Here is a 20512-nt window from a genome sequence, read left to right on the forward strand (position 1 = left end):
TCGACGCGGTGCGGCCGACGCGGTCCGCGGGGCGTCCGGCGGCTCAGCCGCGGGGGAGCCGGTACCCGGAGGCGTCGTCGCCCTCCGCCAACCCGTCCCGGACGAGCGAGGCGAGCGCCCGCGCACGCTGCTCGGCGTCCGGCCAGACGAGCGCGACCTCGTCGACGGTCACCGGCACGTCACTGGCGCGCAGCTCGGCCATGATGAGCCCCCGCACCTGCCGGTCGCTGCCGGCGAACCGAGCCTGCTTCGGGGCGCGCGGCCCGTCGTGCGCCGGGTAGCCAGCGGCACGCCAGGCGCAGCGGTCGGCGATCGGGCACGCGTCGCAGGCCGGTGCCCGCGCGACGCACACCAGTGCGCCGAGCTCCATCACGCCGGCGTTGGTCGCGGCCGCCTCGTCGCGGTCGGCCGGGAGCACGGACTCCATCAGCCGCAGGTCCTGCTTCGCCTTCGCCGGGCCGGGCTCGCCCTGTCCGAGGAGCGCACGCGCGAGCACCCGCCGGACGTTGACGTCGACGACGGGGTGCCGGTCGCCGTAGGCGAAGACCGCGACCGCCCGGGCGGTGTAGTCGCCGATGCCGGGGAGCGCCAGGAGCGCGTCGACGTCCCGCGGGACCACGTTGCCGTGCTGCTCGGCGATCACGGTGGCCGCGGCGTGCAGGGCGAGCGCGCGACGCGGGTAGCCGAGCCGGTCCCAGGCACGCACCGCCTCCGACGGTGGTGACGCGGCGAGGTCCGCAGGGGTCGGCCACCGGGTGAGCCACGCCTCCAGTCGGGGGACGACCCGGGCGACCTGCGTCTGCTGGAGCATGATCTCGCTGACCAGGGTGCCCCAGGCCGGGAAGCCGGGGCGGCGCCAGGGCAGGTCGCGGGCCTGCTCGCGGAACCACGCGACGACGGGGGAGGAGATGTCCGTCCCGTTGGGGACGGCCAGGCCGTCCACAGGGGGACTGGAGGATCGGCCCGCGTTCACCACGACAGCCTACGGTGGTGGCATGGCACGCTGGGCACCGCAGGAGACCGACACGATGGCTGCGATCGCGGCGGAGGTGATCGCACAGGTCGGCACGAACCGCACCGTGATCGCCGTCGACGGACAGGACGGCATCGACCTCGAACGCATCGCCGCCGCACTCGTCGGCGGCTTCGAACAGCACGGGGTGCACGCGATGGCCGCCGCCGCCCCGACGACCGAGGCGGACGTGCTCCGCGCCGACCTCGTCACCCCGTTCCGGACGACCGGTGCCGGCGACGGCGTCCTCGTGGTGCACGGTGCTGGGCTGCTGGCCCCCGGCACCCGGACGCTCTGGCGCTGGTCGCTCTGGGCGGAGCAGGAGTCCGGGCGCCTCGGACGGCGCGCGGACGTCAAGATCGCCGCATCGGCCGTGCTCGACGTCACCGACCCGGAGCACCCGCGCCGCGAGTGGAACGACGCCTGCTGAGACCGGCCGTGCCGAGCACGGCGTGCACGGGCGCTGCTACGCTGCTGCGGTGCTCGTGACCCCGCCCGACGGCATCCTCCTCGTCGACAAGCCGCAGGGGATCTCGAGTCACCGCGTCGTGTCCATCGCCCGACGCCGCCTCGACCTGAAGAAGATCGGCCACGCCGGCACCCTCGATCCGATGGCGACCGGCCTGCTCGTCCTCGGCGTCGGTCCGTCGACGCGGCTGCTGACGCACCTGGTCGGCCTCGACAAGACCTACACGGCGACGATCCGGCTCGGGGTCGGCACCGACTCCGACGACGCGGACGGCGATCCCGTGTCCGGCGCCGGCGTCCCGAGCGAGGGCGTCACGGACGACGCGATCGAAGCGGCCGTCGCCGCGCTGCGTGGACCGATCGACCAGGTGCCCTCGACGGTGAGCGCCATCAAGGTCGACGGGCGCCGCGCCTACGACCTCGCACGCAAGGGCGAGGCCGTGACGCTGCGGAGCCGCAGGGTGACCGTCGACCGGTTCGAGGTCCGTGGACGTGCGGACCGCGTCGTGTCCGTCGACGGAGTGGACGTCGGCGTGGTCGACCTCGACGTCGTGGTCTCCTGCTCGTCCGGCACGTACGTCCGGGCCCTCGCCCGCGACGTCGGGGCGGCGCTCGGCACCGGGGCGCACCTCACCGCGCTGCGCCGATCGGTCGTCGGGCCGTTCTCGGTCGAGGACGCCATCGACCTCGAGGACGACACGGTCGACGTCCGCGCGGCCCTCGCCCGACCGGCCGATGTCGCACGGCGGCTCTTCCCGGCCGTGCAGCTCGACGGGGCGCAGGCGAAGGACCTCGGCGACGGCAAGCGCATCTCCGTCGACCACCCCGACTCCGATGGGCCCGTCGCGGCCATCGCAACCGGTTCCGACCGACTCGTCGGCCTGGTCGCCGTCCGGCGCGGACAGCTCCGGGTCATCACGAACTTCCCGACCGCGACAGGAGCGAACCCGTGATCGAGTGGTTCATGTGGGTGCAGTTCGCGATCGCCTGCGTGATCGGTGTCGTCGCGGTCGTCCTGGGCCTCGTCGGGCGGAAGCCGAACGACTACACGGTCGGAGGTCTCGCACTCGTGGAGCTCCTGCTCCTCGTGCAGCTCGTCGTGGCACTCGTCGCGCCGGCCGTCGGCAACCCGCCGCAGGGCAACGTGCTCGAGTTCTGGGTGTACGCCGTCTCGGTGGTGCTCGTCCCCCCGGCGACCATCGTCTGGGCACTCGTCGACCGGACCCGCTGGAGCACGGTCGTCCTGGGCGCCGGGGCGTTCACCGCCGCCGTCATGGTCTACCGGATGTGGCAGATCTGGTTCGCGCTGAACTGACGCCCACCGGGGTCCGCTTGACGCCGTCGGTGCTCCGGAGCCCGTCGACGATCGGTAGGATCGGTGCAATGGCGACCAAGTCCTCCGCGGGGAGCACCTCCTCGGGCAGCTCCGCACCCGAGGGCCCCGCTGCACCGAGGGTGTCGTCCCTGGCGACCGGTGTCGGGCGGGTGCTCATCGCGGTGTACGGCATCCTCGCACTCGCGGCCACCGGCCGGAGCGTCGTGCAGATCGCCGAGAAGTTCTCCTTCGCACCGTTCTCGTACACACTGAGCGCCATCGCGGCCGTGGTCTACATCGTCGCGATGATCGCCCTCATCGTCCCCGGCCGGTTCTGGTACCGCGTCGCCTGCGTGACGATCGTCTTCGAGATGACCGGTGTCCTGGTCGTCGGGACGCTCTCGCTCATCGACCGCCAGCTGTTCCCCGACCTCACGATCTGGTCGTACTACGGCATGGGATACGCGTTCGCGCCGCTCGTCCTGCCCGTGGCCGGGCTCTGGTGGCTGCGGAAGCACCATCGCGCCGCCGCCGGTGTCGAGCCCGTCCGCCGCGGCGCGACCGACGACGCCGCACGGTCCGCCGAGTGACCGGGAGGACCCCGAGCATGCAGTTCTACGACGACGTCACGGACGTGCCGGCCGACTTCGGGCCGAGCGCCGTCACCATCGGCAAGTTCGACGGTGTCCACGTCGGGCACCGCGCCGTCATCGCCCACCTCGAGAAGGCCGCTCACGAGCGCGGACTGATCTCGACCGTCGTCACCTTCGACCAGCACCCGCTCAACGTCATCGACCCGCAGCGGGTGCCGCCGGCGCTGACGAGCACGGCGCAGCGTCGGGAACTCCTCGACGCGGTGGGCGTCGACGCCACGCTCCTGCTCCGGTTCGACCCCGCCCTGCAGTCCAAGTCCGCCGAGGCCTTCGTGTCCGAGATCCTGGTCGGCACCCTGCACGCCCAGCTGGTGTTCGTCGGCAGTGACTTCCGCTTCGGTGCCCGCGGTGCCGGGGACGTCACCCTGCTCCGGGCGCTCGGCGAACAGTACGGCTTCCGGGTCGAGCTCATCGACGACGTCGACCTGGTCGACGACGTCCGGCCGTCCGACGAGCGCCGCGTGTCCTCCACCTGGATCCGGGAGCTCCTCGGCGTCGGCCGCGTCGCCGAGGCCGCGCGGCTGCTCGGCCGGGAGCACGCGGTCCGCAGCGTCGTCGTGCACGGCAACCAGCGCGGTCGGGCGATGGGGTACCCGACGGCGAACCTCGCTCCGGCGTGCGAGGGCTTCGTGCCCGCCGACGGCGTCTACGCTGCCCGGGTCCTGCACGACGGTGTGACGTACCCGGCTGCGGTGTCGGTCGGCAACAACCCGACGTTCGAGGGCGTGCCGGCGAAGCAGATCGAGGCGCACCTGCTCGACGTCGACCTCGACCTGTACGACGAGACGATCTCGGTGCTGTTCGTCGCCTACGTCCGCGGCATGGTGGCGTTCGGTGGCATGGACGAGCTCGCGGCGCAGATGCGGCAGGACGACCTCGACATCCGGCTGCTGCTCGGGATGCCCGTCACCGCCTGACTCGACAGGGCATGACCCGACAGGGCGTGACCCGACAGGGCACGACCGGGCACAGGCGCAGCGCTGCCGTCGACGTCGGCGGCGGACGACGGAGGCCCCGCGACCGTGATGGTCGCGGGGCCTCCGTCACTTGCGGGTCGGTGTCTCAGCCGCCGAGTGCGTCGAGCCAGATCTTGCGGGCGTCGAGCGCTTCCCGGGCGTCCTTGATCTTCCGCGCGTCACCACTGGCCTCGGCCTCGGCGAGCTCGGACTCGAGCTTGGCGATCGCGTCCTCGAGCTGGCTCGCGAGGCCGGTCTGCCGCGCCTTGCGCTCGGGGTCGGACTGCTTCCAGTGCTGGTCCTCGAGCCCACGGACGTGGTCCTCGACGGCGCGGATGCGGTCCTCGACGCGACGGACGTCGGCGCGGGGGACCCGCCCGATCTCGTCCCAGCGGCGCTGCACGTCGGTGAGCGCCTTGCGCGCGGCGGAGCGGTCGGTGATCTGCAGGATCGGCTCGGCCTCGGTGAGGAGGGCGAGCTTTGCCTCGAGGTTGGCCGAGTACTCCTCGTTCTCGGCGGACGCCTCGGCGTGGCGCTGCTCGAACAGCACGTCACCGGCGGCCTTGAACCGCGCCCAGAGCGCGTCGTCGTGCCGCTTGCCCGCACGGCCGGCGCCCTTCCACTCGTCGAGCAGCTGGCGGTAGGCCGGGATGGCGTCCGAACCGCGGGGTGCGAGTGCCTCGGCCTGCTGCACGAGCTCCTGCTTGCGGGCACGGGCGTCGCGGTGCTGCGAGTCGAGCTCGGAGTAGAACGCGCGGCGGTGCTGGTCGACGGTCGACCGGGCGGTGCGGAACCGCTTCCAGAGGTCGTTGGCGTCGTTCTTCGGCAGGCGCGGGCCGTCGTGCTGGTGCTGCTGCCACCGGGCGAAGACGTCGTCGAGCTGCGCCGTGACCTGCTTCCACTGCGCGCGGGCCGGGTCGACCGCGGCGAGTGCCTCGGCCTCCTCGACCAGGGCGGTGCGGTACGCGAGTGCCTCGGTCAGGGCCTGCTGCGCCTGCGCCGCCTGCTCCTTGGTGAGCGAGCCCACCTGGTCGGTCAGCGCGCCGACGCGGTCCTCGAGCGACTTGATGTCGCCGACGACGCGAGCGTCCGTCACCAGGCCGCGCAGGTGCTCGACCGTGCGCGCGACGTCGTTCGCCGACGCCCCGCCCTTGACGCGCTGCTCGGCGATCTTCACCTGGCCTTCCAGGTCGGCGTACTTCCGGGCGAAGTAGGCCAGGGCTTCCTCGGCGGATGCGTCGGGGTACTCACCCACGGCCCGCTCGGAGTCCTCGTACCGGACGTAGACCGTCCCGTCCTCGTCGACCCTGCCCCAGGTCGTTGCTTCGTCAGATGCCACAGGTCTCGCCTCGATCGTGGTCGTGCATCACCGACGTCACCGTCGGCACGGTCAGGTGGTCAGCCTATTGCACGCCCGCCCCGTGCGACGGGCGTGTGCGCTTTCGCTGTGGACTAGTCCTCCTGCGCGATCGTCGCGCCGGTGATCGTCGTCGCGACCTCGGGCTCGCCGGAGCCGTCCTGGCCCGGGTCCGCGATGCCCTTCGAGGTCACCTTCGCGACGAGCTCCGGCAGACCGCTCGTGACCCTGCCGACGACCGTGTAGCCGCCGGTCGACGGGTCGAGCGTGGTGTCGCCGGTGACGATGAAGAACTGCGTGGTCTGCGAGGACGGGGACGATCCGCGGGCGATCGCGATCGTGCCCTTCTCGTACTGCCCGTCCTCCGGCACGTTCTCGAGCGGGCCGTACCGGAACCCGGCGTCGCCCGACCCGTTGCCGTTCGCCGATCCGCACTGCAGGAAGTGGAAGTCCGCGCTGTCCGCCAACCGGTGGCACGTGGTGCCCTCGTAGAACCGCTTGCGGATCAGGTCGATCTCGACGCTCGCGGCCTGCGGTGCCGCCTTCCCGTCGAGCTCGATCCCGAGCCGGATGTCGTCGTTCAGCGTGAGCGAGCCGGTCCAGGTCGCGCCCTCCGCGATGCGCTTGCTCGGGACGGTCCCGGTGCGGCCCGCGGTCGCCGACGGGGTGGGAGCGGACGACGCAGTCGCGGACGCACCGGCTCCGTCCTGCGTGGTGGCGTGGACGAGCTGCGAACCCGTGGCCAGCGCGGCGACGAGCACGAGCGCACCGGCACCGAGCAGGTTGTCCCGCACGCGGCGGCGTCGCTGCCGCTCGTGGAGGCCCTTCCTGGCCTGGTAGAGACGGAGTCGCTCGCGGGCTTCACGGCTCTGGTTCTTCGGTGCCACGGTGCTCTTCTGACCTCTCGTCGCGGTGTCGGACCGAGCGTACCGGGTCGCCGCCCGCGACCCCCGGCAGCCCCGGCAGCCCCGGCTCGGCGCCGGCCCGGTCCTGCGCCGGGCCCCGCGCGCCGTCGGTCGGCAAGCCGGCGCGGCCACGTCGGTGCGGACGCCTACCATCGAGGCATGGCTTCCGACCGGTCCGGCATGAACGCGCCCACGACGGGTGGGCGGACCGGGCTCGCGCAGGGGTCGGTCCCGCTCGCGGTCCGGATGCGCCCGACCAGCCTCGACGAGGTGGCGGGCCAGCAGCACCTCCTCGGTCGCGGGTCGCCGCTCGTCCAGCTGGCGACCGGTACCCGCGAGAGCCCGGGCGGCGTCTCCGTCATCCTCTGGGGACCGCCCGGCACCGGCAAGACGACCCTCGCGCAGGCCATCGCCCGACAGTCCGGCCGCGAGTTCGTCGAGCTCTCCGCCGTGACCGCGGGCGTCAAGGACGTGCGCGAGGTCATGGAGAAGGCACTCGCGCACCGCGACCTGTACGGCTCGACGACGGTCCTGTTCCTCGACGAGATCCACCGCTTCAGCAAGGCGCAGCAGGACGCCCTCCTGCCCGGCGTCGAGAACGGCTGGGTCATCCTCATCGCCGCGACGACCGAGAACCCGTCGTTCTCCGTGATCTCCCCGCTGCTGTCCCGGTCGCTCCTGCTCACGCTGAAACCGCTCACCGACACCGACCTCGGCATGCTCGTCGACCGCGCGGTCGAGGACGCCCGCGGCCTCCGTGGCACCGTGGTCCTGGGAGACGAGGCCCGAGCGGCGATCGTGCGGCTCGCCTCGGGCGACGCCCGCCGTGCCCTCACCGCGCTCGAGGCCGCCGCCGCGTCGGCCGTCGCGGCGCAGGACGACGACGAGCGCGAGGACGGCACCGTGCCCGTCGTCGACGCCGAGACCGTCGCCGCGGCGGTCGACCGCGCGCTGCTCCGGTACGACCGGGCGGGCGACGAGCACTACGACGTCATCAGCGCGTTCATCAAGTCGGTGCGCGGGAGCGACGTCGACGCGGCGCTGCACTACCTCGCCCGGATGATCGAGGCCGGCGAGGACCCGCGCTTCATCGCCCGCCGGATCATCATCTCGGCGTCCGAGGACATCGGCATGGCGGACCCGCAGGCGCTGCCCATCGCGGTGGCCGCCGCGCAGGCCGTGCAGCTCATCGGCATGCCCGAGGGACGGATCCCGCTCGCCGAGGCCGTCGTGTACCTGGCCACCGCCCCGAAGTCGAACGCGGCGTACAACGGCGTGAACCAGGCGGTGGCAGACGTCAAGGCCGGGCGGATGGGCGTCGTACCGAACCACCTGCGGGACGCGCACTACGCCGGGGCGAAGCGGCTCGGGCACGGCAAGGGCTACGTCTACTCGCACGACGCCGAGCACGGGGTCGCGACCCAGCAGTACCTGCCGGACGCCCTGGACGGCACCGAGTACTACACGCCGACCGGCAACGGGTTCGAGCGGGAGATCGGTCCCCGCCTCGACCGGCTCCGCGGGATCATCCGCGGCGACTGAGCGGTCGACGCGCCGTCCGTCGGGGGCTCCACAACGGTCCACGATGCTGCTATCGTTGACGGGCCTACGTCCTGGTCCTCGCGTGCGGCTGCGTCGAGGACACAGTGTCGGACAGTCTCGAGTGGACACGTCCGGCACGGGGGCAGAGGTTCGGGCTGTAGCCGCCCGATCCCACAGGCTCATCCCTCTGGATCCCGTCACGGGGTCCGTCGGTGCGTGCGCGCTCCGAGACCCGTGACACCTTCAGTTCAGTACAGAGAAAAGGACCCTGTGTCTACCAAGTCACGCACCCGCAGCAAGACCCGCCTCTCGCGCGCGCTCGGCATCCCGCTGACGCCGAAGGCGGCCCGGTACCTCGAGAAGCGCCCCTACGGGCCCGGTGAGCACGGCCGTACGCGCCGTCGTGCGGACAGCGACTACGCCGTCCGCCTCCGTGAGAAGCAGCGTCTGCGCGCCCAGTACGGCATCCGCGAGAAGCAGCTCCGCATCGTCTTCGAAGAAGCCCGCAAGTCCGCCGGTCTGACCGGTGAGAACCTCGTCGAGCTCCTCGAGACGCGTCTGGACGCCCTCGTGCTCCGTGCCGGCTTCGCCCGCACCACCGCGCAGGCCCGCCAGCTCATCGTGCACCGTCACATCCTCGTCGACGGCAAGCTCGTCGACCGCCCCTCCTTCCGCGTCAAGGAGGGCCAGCTGATCCACGTCAAGCAGCGCTCCGAGTCGCTCGAGCCCTTCCAGGTCGCCGCTGCCGGTGGCCACCAGGAAGTCCTCCCGAAGGTCCCGGGCTACCTCGAGGTCGAGATCGACAAGCTCCAGGCCCGCCTGGCCCGTCGTCCGAAGCGCGCCGAGGTCCCCGTGACCTGTGAAGTGCAGCTCGTCGTCGAGTACTACGCAGCCCGCTGATCCCAGCACCTGCGTGAACGGCGGGTCGTCCTCTCCGGAGGGCGGCCCGCCGTTCTGCGTCCCACTACCCGTGACCGGGCCGTCGGACTGCCGCGCTACGCTGGACGGACGCGCGCTCCGGGGCGTGCGAGAGGGAGACATCGTGAAGCAGCTGTTCCTCGTCGCCGTCGGCGTGGTCATCGGGTTCGTCGCCGCACAGCGGGTCAGCCGGACGCCGTCCGCCGCGCACCTCCTGGCCCAGGTCGACGCCCGGGCGAAGGCCTTCACCGGCGCGGTGGCCGACGGGTACCGCTCGCGCGAAGCCGAACTCCGCCCGAACGGTGACAGCGCCGACTGACGGCCCTGCCTGACGGGCGCCGCGGACCGACACCGCGTCCCCGCTGCCCCAGCGCCGTTCCCGAGCGCACCTCCCCGGCAACACCGGCTCACCCGCACCAGCCCGAGCCTCCCGCCCCCGCCACACGCCCTACAGGAAGCACCATGCAGACCGCAGAGATCCGCCGCCGTTGGCTCCAGTTCTTCGGTGACCGCGGCCACACCGTCGTCCCGTCCGCGTCGCTCGTCTCGGACGACCCGTCGCTGCTGTTCACGGTGGCCGGCATGGTGCCGTTCATCCCGTACCTCACCGGGCTCATCCCGGCGCCGTACCCCCGCGCGACGAGCGTCCAGAAGTGCATCCGCACGAACGACATCGACGAGGTCGGCAAGACCCCGCGGCACGGCACGTTCTTCCAGATGAACGGCAACTTCTCGTTCGGCGACTACTTCAAGGAGCAGGCGATCCAGTACGCCTGGGAGTTCCTGACGAACGCGGAGTCCGACGGCGGGCTCGGCTTCTCGGCGGACGACCTCTGGGTCACCGTCTACGAGGAGGACGACGAGGCGATCGCGTTCTGGAAGCGCCACTCGTCGCTGCCGGACGACCGCATCCAGAAGCTCGGTAAGGACACCAACTACTGGTCGACCGGCCAGCCCGGTCCGGCGGGACCCTGCTCCGAGATCTTCTTCGACCGCGGTCCGGAGTACGGCGTCGACGGCGGTCCCGCGACCGACGACGACCGCTACGTCGAGATCTGGAACCTCGTCTTCATGCAGTACCAGATCGCCGACGTGCGGTCGAAGTACGACTTCGAGATCACCGGCGAGCTGCCGAACAAGAACATCGACACCGGCATGGGGCTCGAGCGCGTCGCCTTCATCAAGCAGGGCGTCGACAACATGTACGAGATCGACCAGGTCCGCCCGGTCCTCGACAAGGCGGCCGAGGTCTCCGGTCGACGCTACGGCGCCGTGCACGAGGACGACGTCCGGATGCGCGTCATCGCCGACCACGTCCGGTCCGCCCTGATGCTCATCACCGACGGCGTCCAGCCGTCGAACGAGGGCCGCGGCTACATCCTCCGTCGCCTGCTCCGCCGCACGGTCCGCGCCATGCGCCTGCTCGGCGTCGAGGGTGCCACCTTCCCGCAGCTCTTCCCGGCCTCCCGCGACGCCATGCGCGACGCCTACCCGGAGGTCGGCGAGCAGTACGACCGGATCGCCCGCATCGCCTACGCGGAGGAGGAGACCTTCCTCCGCACGCTCGCGCAGGGCACGACGATCCTCGACGTCGCGGTCGACCGCGCGAAGCAGGACGGTCGCCCGGCGATCGGTGGCGACACCGCGTTCCTGCTGCACGACACCTTCGGCTTCCCGATCGACCTGACGATGGAGATGGCGGAGGAGGCCGGCGTGCACGTCGATCGCTCGGCCTTCGAGACGCTCATGTCGGAGCAGCGGTCCCGCGCCAAGGCGGACGCGAAGAGCAAGAAGACCGCGCTCGCGGACCTCAGCGTCTACAGCGCCTTCCGCGCCGCCGGCGAGACCGTGTTCCTCGGCTACGACGCCCTCCAGGCCGAGAGCCGCGTGCTCGGCCTGATCGTCGACGGTCGCAGCGTCGACCGCGCCGTCGTCGGTGACATCGCCGAGGTCGTCCTCAGCGAGACGTCGCTCTACGCCGAGTCCGGTGGACAGGACGCCGACCAGGGCTCGATCGTCGGCAACGGCTTCGACCTCGAGGTCCTCGACGTGCAGCGTCCGGTGTCCGGTCTGTGGAGCCACACCGTGCAGGTGCGCTCCGGCGAGGTCGGCGTCGGCGACCCGGCGACGACGGTCGTCGACGCCGAGTACCGCCGTGGTGCCACCCAGGCGCACTCCGCGACGCACCTGGTCAACGCCGCGCTCCGCGACGTCCTCGGGCCGGAGGCGCTCCAGGCGGGGTCGTACAACAAGGCCGGCTACATGCGCCTCGACTTCTCCTGGAGCCAGCCGGTGTCGCTCGAGACCCGCTCCGAGATCGAGGAGGTCGTGAACACCGCGATCCGCTCCGACCTCGAGGTGAACACGCGTGTGCTGCCCCTCGACGAGGCGAAGGCGCTCGGCGCGCAGGCCCTGTTCGGCGAGAAGTACGGCGCCGAGGTCCGGATGGTCGACATCGGCGGTCCGTGGTCCCGCGAGCTCTGCGGTGGCACGCACGTGGCCACGAGCGCGCAGGTCGGGCTCGTCAACCTGGTGGGGGAGTCGAGCGTCGGCTCGACCAACCGCCGCGTCGAGGCGCTCGTCGGGCTCGAGGGCTTCCGCGAGCTCGCCGTCGAGCGGACCATCGTCTCGCAGCTCTCCAGCGCCCTGAAGGCCCAGCGCGACGACCTCCCGGGTCGCGTGCAGTCGCTGCTCGACGACCTGAAGACCGCCCAGAAGCGGATCGCGGAGTTCGAGTCCGCGAACCTGCAGCAGCGCGTCCCGACGATCGCCCGGTCCGCCGAGCGCGTCGGCAGCGTGTCGGTCGTGGCGCAGGTCGTGGACGGTCTCTCCTCCGGGGACGACCTCCGTGCCCTGGCGACCGGTGTCCGCGGCCAGCTCGGCTCGGACGCCGCCGTGGTCGTCCTCGGCGCGGTCGTCGGCGGCAAGCCCGTCGTCATCGTCGCGACGAACGACGCGGCCCGTGCGGCCGGTGTCCAGGCGGGTCCGCTCGCCAAGGAGGCCGCCGGTGTGCTCGGTGGCGGCGGTGGCGGCAAGCCGGACCTCGCGCAGGGCGGTGGCACCGACGCGTCGGCGCTGCCCGCCGCGCTCCGCGCCGTGACCGACCGCATCGCGGCCTGACCGTGGCGATCCGGTCCGGGCGGCGGCTCGGCATCGACGTCGGCCGCGCCCGGATCGGCGTGGCGGTGTGCGACCGCGACGGATTGCTCGCGACTCCGGTCGAGACGGTCCGTCGGGACGACTCGGCGGACCTCCGGCGGATCCTGGCGATCGCCGACGAGTACGACGTGCTCGAGGTGGTCGTCGGCCTGCCGCTGTCGATGTCGGGCGGCGACACCGCGTCGACGACGGACGCCCGGGCCTTCGCGGCCCGGATCGCGGCGCACCGCCCGGTCCGGCTGGTCGACGAACGACTGTCGACCGTGACGGCGCAGCGCGGGCTGCAGCAGGCGGGTCGGAACACGAAGAAGTCCCGGGCCGTGATCGACCAAGCGGCCGCTGTTATCATTCTGCAACATGCGCTCGACCACGAGCGCGCATCCGGCGCCCCACCCGGGGCCGAACTCCCCTGACCGGCTGCCCTCCCGACGCCGCTCGTGCGGCCCGGAGCCGCGCGGAGTCCCACGACCGAGAGACCGAGGACCGTTGGCAGACGATCTGGACTGGAACGCGATCATCGCGACCGGCAACGACGCCGAGCGCCGAGCGCGCACCGAGGACCGCACCCGCGGCGACGGCCGGGACGGTGGCCAGCCGCCGCTCTCGCGTCGCGCCGCACGTGCCGCCCGGGAACGGCAGGCGGCGGAGGCCGCGCCCGAGACGACGGGCCCCCCGACCGAGCAGGTCGGCGACGCCGCCGGGAGGCCCGGCCCACGACCGAGCGTCGCCTCGGCCCCGACGGTCGGTGACGACCACCCCGACGTGCACGCGCTGCTCGGCGGCTCGCTGCACAGCGGGCCGGTGCCCGACGGCGCGGCGAGGCGTGGCGAGGCGGACCCCGCGGGCGACGACGCGCCGGTCCGGCGACGCGGGACCTGGCAGGGAGTCGACGCAGCCGACGAGGTCGACGGCGACACGCGGACCGAGCCGGTCGATGCCGCCGCCGGAGCGGGCGACGGTGTCCCCGGCGGTCACGACCGCGAGGACGACGGCGGACACGGCGGTGGTGGCGGACGTGGCGGACGTGGCGGACGTGGCGGACGTGGCGGACGTGGGGGAGCCTCCCGGCCGCCCCGCGGCGAGCGACCGCCGCGGCGCAAGGGTCCGCTCATCGCGGGGATCGTCATCGTCGCGATCGTCCTGGCGGGAGCCGGCGGCGCCTACGCGTTCGCGGCCCCGAAGGTGAAGGCGGTGATGAGCGCCATCTCGGGCGCGCAGGAGACCGACGACTACACCGGCGACGGCACCGCGAAGGTGACCATCACGATCAAGGACGGCGACATCGGCGAGGACGTCGCCGCCACCCTGCAGCGCAGCGGCGTGGTGAAGACCTCGAAGGCGTTCTACCAGCTGCTGCTCGCGTCGCCGCAGGTCCAGTTCCAGCCGGGCTCGTACGCGCTCAAGAAGAAGATGAGCTCGAAGGCTGCCCTGTCGGCGCTGCAGGACAAGGCGAACCGCGTGGAGGACCCCTCCCTGGTCATCCCGGAGGGCACGGCCCTGCAGGACATCGAGGCCGGCATGGTGTCGAAGGCGGGCCTGAGCAAGGCCGAGGTCGAGGCCGCGGCGAAGGACGTGTCGGCGTACGGACTCCCGTCGGGCGTCACGACGCTCGAGGGCTGGCTGTTCCCCGCGACCTACCCGATCAAGACCGACTGGACCGCGAAGCAGTACTTCCAGTCGATGGTCGACACGATGAAGCAGCGCCTCGAGAAGGCCGGCGTGGCCGAGGCCGACCAGGAGCGCGTCGTGGTGTTCGCCTCGCTCGTGCAGAAGGAGGCCGGTCTCGCGGCCGACTACCCGAAGGTCGCCCGGGTGTTCCAGAACCGGCTCGACGACGGGATGCTCCTGCAGTCCGATGCGACGGTCGCGTACGGAACCGGCAACACGCACCGCGTGACGACGACCGACGCCGAGCGTGCGGACGCGTCGAACCCGTACAACACCTACCAGCACGAGGGCCTGCCCCCGGCGCCGATCTCCAACCCGGGCGACCTCGCGATCAACGCGGTCACCAACATGGCGACCGGCAGCTGGCACTACTTCGTGACGGTGAACCTCGACACCGGGGAGACCGTGTTCTCGGACACGCTCGCCCAGCACGAACAGGCCGTCCAGCAGTTCCAGGCCTGGCTCCGCGCGCACCCCGAGTACCAGTAGCGCGACCCACGACGGATCGTCGCACGGGCGGCGGTCGGTGCACCTCCCGGTACACCGACCGCCGCCCGTCGCTGTGGGAGGATGGGCGCATGCTTCGTTGGTTGACCGCTGGTGAGTCCCACGGACCCGAACTGATCGCCATGATGGAAGGCCTCCCGGCCGGCGTCCCGGTGTCGTACGAGTCCATCCGCGCCGACCTCGCGCGCCGCAAGCTCGGCTACGGCCGGGGCTCGCGCATGAAGTTCGAGCAGGACGAGCTGCACCTGTCCGGCGGCGTCCGGCACGGCTTCTCGATGGGCAGCCCGATCGCGATCCGCATCGGCAACACGGAGTGGCCGAAGTGGGTCGAGGTGATGAACCCCGAGCCCGTCGAGCAGACCGACGCATCGCGCGGCCGCGGGGCACCGCTCACCCGTCCGCGGCCCGGGCACGCCGACCTGGTCGGGATGCAGAAGTACGGGTTCGACGAGGCCCGCCCGATCCTCGAGCGCGCATCTGCCCGTGAGACCGCCGCCCGCGTCGCCCTTGGTGCCGTCGCGAAGGCGTTCCTCGCCGAGCTCGGCATGACGTCGGTGGCGCACACGCTGCAGGTCGGCACGGTCCGCGTCCCGGACGACGCGGCCCTGCCCGTCCCCGAGGACGTCGACCGGCTCGACGACGACCAGCTCCGCTGCGCCGACGCCGTCACCTCCGCCCGCATGGTGACCGAGGTCGAGGCCGCGAAGAAGGACGGCGACACGCTCGGCGGCATCGTCGAGGTGCTCTTCTACGGTGTCCCGCCGGGGCTCGGTTCCCACGTGCAGTGGGACCGTCGTCTCGACGCCCGCCTCGCCGCGGCGATCATGGGCATCCAGGCCATCAAGGGCGTCGAGGTCGGCGACGGCTTCGCGACCGCAGCCCGTCGGGGCTCCGCCGCACACGACGAGCTCGAGCGCGCCGACGGCGAGATCGTGCGCACGTCCGACCGCGCCGGCGGCACCGAGGGCGGCATGTCCACGGGCACGGTCCTCCGGGTGCGCGCCGCGATGAAGCCGATCGCCACGGTGCCGCACGCGCTCCGCACCGTCGACGTGGCCACCGGCGAGGACGCCAGCGCGCACCACCAGCGCTCCGACGTCTGCGCCGTGCCGGCATCGGGCGTCGTGGCCGAGGCCATGGTCGCGCTCGTGCTCGCCGACGCCGTGCTCGAGAAGTTCGGCGGCGACAGCGTCACCGAGACCAAGCGGAACCTTGACGCCTACCTCGCCGCCATCCCGGAGACCCTCCGCACCCGGCGGGCCGACACGGTCGCGCAGACCCCGGCCTGGTGAACGGACCGACGCTCCCGCCCGTCGTCGTCATCGGACCGATGGGCGCGGGGAAGTCGAGCGTCGGCAAGCGGGTCGCGAAGGCCCTCGGCGTGCCGTTCACAGACACCGACCGCGTTGTCGTCCGCGAGCACGGGCCGATCCCGCGGCTGTTCGCGGAACGCGGCGAACCCGTGTTCCGCGAGCTCGAGGCCGAGGCGGTCCGTCGCGCCCTGGCGGCGGGCGGCGTCGTGTCGCTCGGCGGGGGAGCGGTGCTGCACCCGGCGACCCGTGCGGCGCTGGCCGACGCCCACGTCGTGCTCCTGACCGTCACGGCCGAGGCGGTCGCGGGGCGGATCGCCGGCAGCGACCGACCACTCATCGCGTCGGGCGGGATCGCGGCCTGGCAGGCGATCCTCGACGAGCGCCTGCCGGTGTACACCGAGCTGGCGGACGTCGTGCTGGACACCTCGCGGCGGCCGATGTCCCGCGTCGCGGACGACGTCGTCGCCTGGGTCCGCGCTGCCGCCGCACGCCCGGACGCCGCCACGAGCGCACCCGCCGACGCCGTCGGCACCAGCACCCCCACCACCTCCGACGAAGGAGCACCGTGACCGAGTCGATCCTGCCCGAGGGCACCACCGAGATCCGTGTCGGCGGCGACGACGGGTACGTCGTCGCGGTCGGGAACGGCCTGCTCGCGTCGGTGCCCGGCCTGCTCGGCCCCCGCGTCGCGAAGGTCCTCATCGTGCACGCCCCGACGCTCGGTGCCCGTGCCGAGGAGCTCCGGCAGCTGCTCGTCGACGCCGGTCTCGAGGCACTCATCGCCGAGGTCCCCGACGCCGAGGCCGGCAAGCGCATCGAGGTGGCCTCGTTCTGCTGGCAGGTGATGGGCCAGTCCGACTTCACCCGCACGGACGCCGTGATCGGCCTGGGCGGCGGTGCGGTCACCGATCTCGCCGGGTTCGTCGCCGCGACGTGGCTCCGCGGGGTCGCGTACCTGTCCGTCCCCACCACCGTGCTCGGGATGGTGGACGCGAGCGTCGGCGGCAAGACCGGGATCAACACGAACGAGGGCAAGAACCTGGTCGGGGTGTTCTCGGCGCCGCGCGCAGTGGTCGCCGACCTCGACCTGCTGCGGACGTTGCCCCGCAACGAGGTCCTGGCCGGGTTCGCCGAGATCGTCAAGGCGGGCTTCATCGCCGTGCCCGAGATCCTCGACGTCATCGAGGCCGACGTCGACCGCGTCACGGACCCGACCACGCCGGAGTTCCGTCGCGTGGTCGAGCTCGCGATCGAGCTCAAGGCGCAGGTCGTGTCCGACGACTTCACGGAGCAGGGCCGCCGCGAGATCCTCAACTACGGCCACACGCTCGGGCACGCGATCGAGCACGCCGAGCGGTACCAGTGGCGCCACGGCGCGGCGGTCGCGGTCGGGATGGTCTTCGCGGCCGAGCTCGCGCGCCTGACCGGGCACCTGGACGACGCCACGGTGGACCGGCACCGCGCGGTCCTCGACTCGCTGTCGCTGCCGACGACGTACCCGCTCGGGCGGTGGCAGAGCCTGCTCGCCACCATGCGCCGGGACAAGAAGGCGCGCGCCGGCATGCTGCGGTTCGTCATCCTCGACGGGGTCGGCAAGCCGGTCACGCTCGAGGGCCCGGAGGACCACCTCCTGTTCACCGCCTACCAGGAGGTCGGCGCGTGACCAGCGCGGCCCGACCAGGACCGCCGACCCGGCGGCCCTGACCACGGTCCGACCCGGCGGCCCTGACCACCGTCGGACCGGCCCGGCCGATCCGACGCGGCCGCCCCGGGCCACCCGGCAGCCCCGGCACTCCCGGCCGGGCCACCCGACCGGGTCCGCCGCGGCGCTGTACCCCGCCCCGCCCCAGGCCCTCGGAGCAGACTGGCGGAGTGCCGAACCCGCCCCGTCTCAGCGACTTCTCCACCCAGCAGCGACCAGGACCCGGGGGCGTCCGCAGCCGGGGCCGACGGTTCGCCGAGGTCCTCGGCATCGCGCGTCGCCACGGACTCCTGCCGTTCCGTCGGCTCGACTTCTCCCGCGACCCGGCGACGGCGGACCTCCGGCACGAGCAGGCGGACCACCTCCGCCGCGCGCTCGAGGAGGCCGGCGGCGGCTTCGTGAAGATGGGCCAGCTGCTCTCGACGCGCGACGACCTGCTCCCCGAGGAGTGGACCGAGGAGCTCGCGCACCTGCAGCGGAACGTCCGACCGGCGGAGCCCGACGAGGTCGCGGCACTGCTCGAGACCGAACTCGGCGCCCCGGTGGCCGAGGTCTTCGCGGCCTTCGACCCGGTGCCGGTCGCGGCGGCGTCGATCGCACAGGTGCACCGTGCCCGCCTCCGGGACGGCACCGCGGTCGCCGTGAAGGTGCAGCGGCCCGGCATCGACGCGGCCCTGCGGCGGGACGTCGACATCGCGCTGCGGCTCGTGCGGTTCCTCACCCGGACCTCCGCCCAGGCCCGGCAGCTCGGCATCGTCGAGGTCGCCGAGCAGTACGGCGCCGACCTCGTCCGGCAGGTGAACTTCACCGCGGAACTCCGGAACCTCGAGTCCCTGCGCGCGGCACAGGCCCGGAGCGCCCGGCCCGACGAGGTCCGCTTCCCGGACCCGTACCGTGACCTGTCCTCCCGCCGGGTGCTCGTGATGGAGTTCCTGGAGGGCGACACGCTCAGCGCCATCCGCGCCGAGCGCGCGGACCGCGACCTCGACGAACCGATGCGCGCGATCCTCCGGTCGTTCCTCCGGCAGGTCGTGTTCGACGGCGTCTACCACGCCGACCTGCACCCGGGGAACGTCCTGGTGCTGCCCGACGGCCGTCCCGCGCTCATCGACTTCGGCTCGGTCGGGAGGCTCGACCCGGGTCTCCGGGACACGGTCCAGGAACTGCTCGCCGCCTACCTGCAGGACGACACCTCGCGCATCGCGGACGCGGTGCTGCGGATGGCGCCGGTGCGGGACCAGGAGGACGAGGCCGACTTCCGGCGCGACATGGCGCGGTTCGTGGCCGAGGAGCTCGGCCCCGGCGCCCGCATCGGCGTCGAGACGGTGGACGACGCCGTCGAGGTGTTCGGTCGGTACCGCCTGCGTGCGCCGGCGGACTTCGTGGCGGCGGCGCGGGCGCTGGCCATCTTCGAGGGGACCCTGCGCACACTGACCCCGTCCTTCGACCTGCTCGAGGAGTCCCGCGGACTCGCGGCCGAGCAGATCCGCGACCAGCTCCGTCCGGCGGCGGTGCGGAACGTGCTCGTCCGCGAGCTCTTCGGCCTGGTCTCCTCGGCGCGGCGTCTGCCGCGCCGGATCGACAAGATCACCGAGGCGGTCGAGGACGGCCGGCTCTCCGTGAACATCCGACTGCTCAGCGACCGACGCGACCGGCAGACCGTGTCGGGCATGATCCGTCGGGTGCTGCTGGTGCTCCTGGGAGCCGGGGCGGGCCTCCTGGCCGTCGTGTACCTGGCGGCACCGGTGCGGCCGACGGCGGTGATTAGCACGCTCGTCGCGGGGGCGCTGCTCGGCGGCACCAGCGTCGTCCTGCTCGTCTGGGCGGCGGTCGACGCCTGGCTGGCGCGACGGCGCCACTAGAGCCGTCCGCTACACTCGACCGGGGCTCCACGAGCCTGGACACCTTCACAACACCATCGAACGGAAGACCCATGGCGAGTACCACTGACATCAAGAACGGCGCCGTTCTCATCATCGACGGGCAGCTCTGGTCGGTCGTCGAGTTCCAGCACGTGAAGCCGGGCAAGGGCGGCGCGTTCGTGCGGACCAAGCTCAAGAACGTCGTCTCCGGCAAGGTCGTCGACCGCACGTTCAACGCGGGCGCGAAGATCGAGACCGCCGTGGTGGACCGCCGCGACTACCAGTACCTCTACGAGGACGGTGACTCGTACGTGTTCATGGACCAGGACACCTACGACCAGATCAACGTCCCGGCGTCCGTCGTCGGCGACGCGAAGAACTTCCTGCTCGAGTCGGCGCAGGTCACCATCGCGATGAACGAGGGCAACCCGCTCTACGTCGAGCTCCCGACCTCGATCGTCACCACGATCGAGACCGAGCCGGGCCTGCAGGGCGACCGCTCCTCCGGTGGCACCAAGCCGGCGACGATCGTCACGGGCTACCAGATCCAGGTCCCGCTGTTCCTCGAGACGGGCACCAAGGTCAAGGTCGACACGCGCGACGGCAACTACCTCGGCCGCGTCAACGACTAGGCGCTGACCGTATGAGTGCTCGTTCGAAGGCCCGCAAGCGCGCCCTCGACATGCTGTACGTCGCCGAGGTGCGCGAGCTGCCGATCGCCGACGTCCTGGCGACCGAGACCGTGCGCCACCTGGACCAGCCGGAGCGCGCCTCCAGCTGGGACTACGCGCGGCAGATCGTCACCGGCGTCGACGAGGCCCGGTACGAGATCGACCACGTCATCACCGACCACGCGCAGGGGTGGTCGATCGCCCGCATGCCGGTCCTCGACCGCTGCATCCTGCGCATGGGCGTGTGGGAGCTCCGGTTCAACCCGGAGGTCCCGGACGCGGTCGCGATCGCCGAGGCGGTCGAGCTCGCGCAGTCGCTCTCGACGGACGACTCGGCCGGCTTCGTGAACGGCGTCCTCGGCGCCGTCGCGGGTGGCCGCGCGCCCGCCGGCGACGACCGTGCACCGTCCGGTCGGACGGTCGCAGAGGACCGGGAGTCCCGCTAGGCTCGTCCACACCAGCACCCTTTGATGCCGTCCAGCGAGGCGGGAGCCGTCCAGTGAG

General features: G+C 72.4%; 20 protein-coding genes. 17 read left to right on the forward strand and 3 right to left on the reverse strand.

From position 1 onward, the window contains the following. Positions 1–43: 43 nt before the first annotated feature. Entirely contained in the window at positions 44–943 is a 900-nt protein-coding gene (locus tag KM842_RS04450; protein WP_301183816.1) for an HhH-GPD family protein, read from the reverse strand. Between the two features lie 52 nt (positions 944–995). On the opposite strand from KM842_RS04450, the gene KM842_RS04455 reads away from it, so the two are divergent. The 5 genes from KM842_RS04455 (at position 996) to KM842_RS04475 (ending at position 4365) form a co-directional block, all read left to right on the forward strand. Continuing rightward, positions 996–1442, forward strand: a complete 447-nt coding sequence (locus KM842_RS04455; RefSeq protein ID WP_216261303.1) for a hypothetical protein — start codon at positions 996–998, stop codon at positions 1440–1442. Between the two features lie 49 nt (positions 1443–1491). Continuing rightward, complete coding sequence (gene truB, locus KM842_RS04460) at positions 1492–2433, forward strand: tRNA pseudouridine(55) synthase TruB (protein WP_216261304.1); 942 nt, start codon at positions 1492–1494, stop codon at positions 2431–2433. Beyond that, positions 2430–2795, forward strand: coding sequence for a hypothetical protein (locus tag KM842_RS04465; RefSeq protein ID WP_216261305.1), 366 nt, complete (start codon positions 2430–2432; stop codon positions 2793–2795). Before truB ends, KM842_RS04465 begins: the two co-directional genes overlap by 4 nt. A gap of 68 nt (positions 2796–2863) precedes the next feature. Then, positions 2864–3385, forward strand: coding sequence for a hypothetical protein (locus tag KM842_RS04470; RefSeq protein ID WP_253206249.1), 522 nt, complete (start codon positions 2864–2866; stop codon positions 3383–3385). Between the two features lie 17 nt (positions 3386–3402). Next, positions 3403–4365: a bifunctional riboflavin kinase/FAD synthetase gene (locus KM842_RS04475; RefSeq protein WP_216261306.1), complete on the forward strand. Its 963-nt coding sequence runs from the start codon at positions 3403–3405 to the stop codon at positions 4363–4365. A 145-nt stretch (positions 4366–4510) separates the two neighbouring features. Here KM842_RS04475 and KM842_RS04480 read toward each other — a convergent pair whose 3' ends face one another. Both KM842_RS04480 and KM842_RS04485 read right to left on the reverse strand, forming a co-directional pair. After that, a complete protein-coding gene (locus KM842_RS04480; RefSeq protein WP_216261307.1) occupies positions 4511–5743 on the reverse strand; it encodes a DUF349 domain-containing protein in 1233 nt (410 codons plus the stop codon). A gap of 113 nt (positions 5744–5856) precedes the next feature. Then, positions 5857–6648, reverse strand: a complete 792-nt coding sequence (locus KM842_RS04485; RefSeq protein WP_216261308.1) for a peptidylprolyl isomerase — start codon at positions 6646–6648, stop codon at positions 5857–5859. Positions 6649–6825: 177 nt separating this feature from the next. On the opposite strand from KM842_RS04485, the gene KM842_RS04490 reads away from it, so the two are divergent. The 12 genes from KM842_RS04490 to nusB all read left to right on the forward strand — a co-directional run bounded on the left by KM842_RS04490 (position 6826) and on the right by nusB (position 20454). Next, positions 6826–8208, forward strand: coding sequence for a replication-associated recombination protein A (locus KM842_RS04490; RefSeq protein WP_437124542.1), 1383 nt, complete (start codon positions 6826–6828; stop codon positions 8206–8208). Positions 8209–8478: 270 nt separating this feature from the next. After that, positions 8479–9108 (forward strand): 30S ribosomal protein S4, encoded by a 630-nt coding sequence (gene rpsD, locus KM842_RS04495; RefSeq protein ID WP_216261309.1) that lies wholly within the window; start codon positions 8479–8481, stop codon positions 9106–9108. A gap of 142 nt (positions 9109–9250) precedes the next feature. Next, positions 9251–9445, forward strand: coding sequence for a hypothetical protein (locus tag KM842_RS04500; protein WP_216261310.1), 195 nt, complete (start codon positions 9251–9253; stop codon positions 9443–9445). Between the two features lie 143 nt (positions 9446–9588). Beyond that, a complete protein-coding gene (alaS, locus tag KM842_RS04505) occupies positions 9589–12246 on the forward strand; it encodes an alanine--tRNA ligase (RefSeq protein ID WP_216261311.1) in 2658 nt (885 codons plus the stop codon). Between the two features lie 8 nt (positions 12247–12254). Next, positions 12255–12698 (forward strand): Holliday junction resolvase RuvX, encoded by a 444-nt coding sequence (ruvX, locus tag KM842_RS04510; RefSeq protein WP_216262082.1) that lies wholly within the window; start codon positions 12255–12257, stop codon positions 12696–12698. A gap of 73 nt (positions 12699–12771) precedes the next feature. Further along, positions 12772–14442 carry an endolytic transglycosylase MltG gene (mltG, locus tag KM842_RS15830; RefSeq protein ID WP_253206250.1) on the forward strand — a complete coding sequence of 557 codons (1671 nt, stop codon included), beginning with the start codon at positions 12772–12774 and terminating at the stop codon, positions 14440–14442. An 89-nt stretch (positions 14443–14531) separates the two neighbouring features. Further along, complete coding sequence (gene aroC / locus KM842_RS04520) at positions 14532–15752, forward strand: chorismate synthase (protein ID WP_216261312.1); 1221 nt, start codon at positions 14532–14534, stop codon at positions 15750–15752. Between the two features lie 38 nt (positions 15753–15790). Then, positions 15791–16342 (forward strand): shikimate kinase, encoded by a 552-nt coding sequence (locus tag KM842_RS04525; protein WP_216262087.1) that lies wholly within the window; start codon positions 15791–15793, stop codon positions 16340–16342. Beyond that, positions 16339–17436 (forward strand): 3-dehydroquinate synthase, encoded by a 1098-nt coding sequence (gene aroB, locus KM842_RS04530; RefSeq protein WP_437124543.1) that lies wholly within the window; start codon positions 16339–16341, stop codon positions 17434–17436. Before KM842_RS04525 ends, aroB begins: the two co-directional genes overlap by 4 nt. Positions 17437–17645: 209 nt before the next feature. After that, positions 17646–19337 carry an ABC1 kinase family protein gene (locus KM842_RS04535; RefSeq protein ID WP_216261313.1) on the forward strand — a complete coding sequence of 564 codons (1692 nt, stop codon included), beginning with the start codon at positions 17646–17648 and terminating at the stop codon, positions 19335–19337. A 71-nt stretch (positions 19338–19408) separates the two neighbouring features. Beyond that, positions 19409–19969 carry an elongation factor P gene (gene efp, locus KM842_RS04540; RefSeq protein ID WP_216261314.1) on the forward strand — a complete coding sequence of 187 codons (561 nt, stop codon included), beginning with the start codon at positions 19409–19411 and terminating at the stop codon, positions 19967–19969. Positions 19970–19980: 11 nt separating this feature from the next. Next, positions 19981–20454 carry a transcription antitermination factor NusB gene (nusB, locus tag KM842_RS04545; RefSeq protein WP_216261315.1) on the forward strand — a complete coding sequence of 158 codons (474 nt, stop codon included), beginning with the start codon at positions 19981–19983 and terminating at the stop codon, positions 20452–20454. Positions 20455–20512: the final 58 nt, after the last annotated feature.

Source organism: Curtobacterium sp. L6-1 (genome assembly GCF_018885305.1).
Classification (GTDB): Bacteria; Actinomycetota; Actinomycetes; order Actinomycetales; family Microbacteriaceae; genus Curtobacterium; species Curtobacterium aetherium.

Excerpts from the sequence above, each read along its gene's own strand:
- KM842_RS04490 (WP_437124542.1), top strand. The coding sequence starts at position 6,826 with ATGGCTTCCGACCGGTCCGGCATGAACGCGCCCACGACGGGTGGGCGG.
- aroC (WP_216261312.1), top strand. The coding sequence starts at position 14,532 with ATGCTTCGTTGGTTGACCGCTGGTGAGTCCCACGGACCCGAACTGATC.
- KM842_RS04470 (WP_253206249.1), top strand. The coding sequence starts at position 2,864 with ATGGCGACCAAGTCCTCCGCGGGGAGCACCTCCTCGGGCAGCTCCGCA.
- efp (WP_216261314.1), top strand. The coding sequence starts at position 19,409 with ATGGCGAGTACCACTGACATCAAGAACGGCGCCGTTCTCATCATCGAC.
- nusB (WP_216261315.1), top strand. The coding sequence starts at position 19,981 with ATGAGTGCTCGTTCGAAGGCCCGCAAGCGCGCCCTCGACATGCTGTAC.
- KM842_RS04525 (WP_216262087.1), top strand. The coding sequence starts at position 15,791 with ATGGGCGCGGGGAAGTCGAGCGTCGGCAAGCGGGTCGCGAAGGCCCTC.
- KM842_RS04475 (WP_216261306.1), top strand. The coding sequence starts at position 3,403 with ATGCAGTTCTACGACGACGTCACGGACGTGCCGGCCGACTTCGGGCCG.
- alaS (WP_216261311.1), top strand. The coding sequence starts at position 9,589 with ATGCAGACCGCAGAGATCCGCCGCCGTTGGCTCCAGTTCTTCGGTGAC.
- KM842_RS04455 (WP_216261303.1), top strand. The coding sequence starts at position 996 with ATGGCACGCTGGGCACCGCAGGAGACCGACACGATGGCTGCGATCGCG.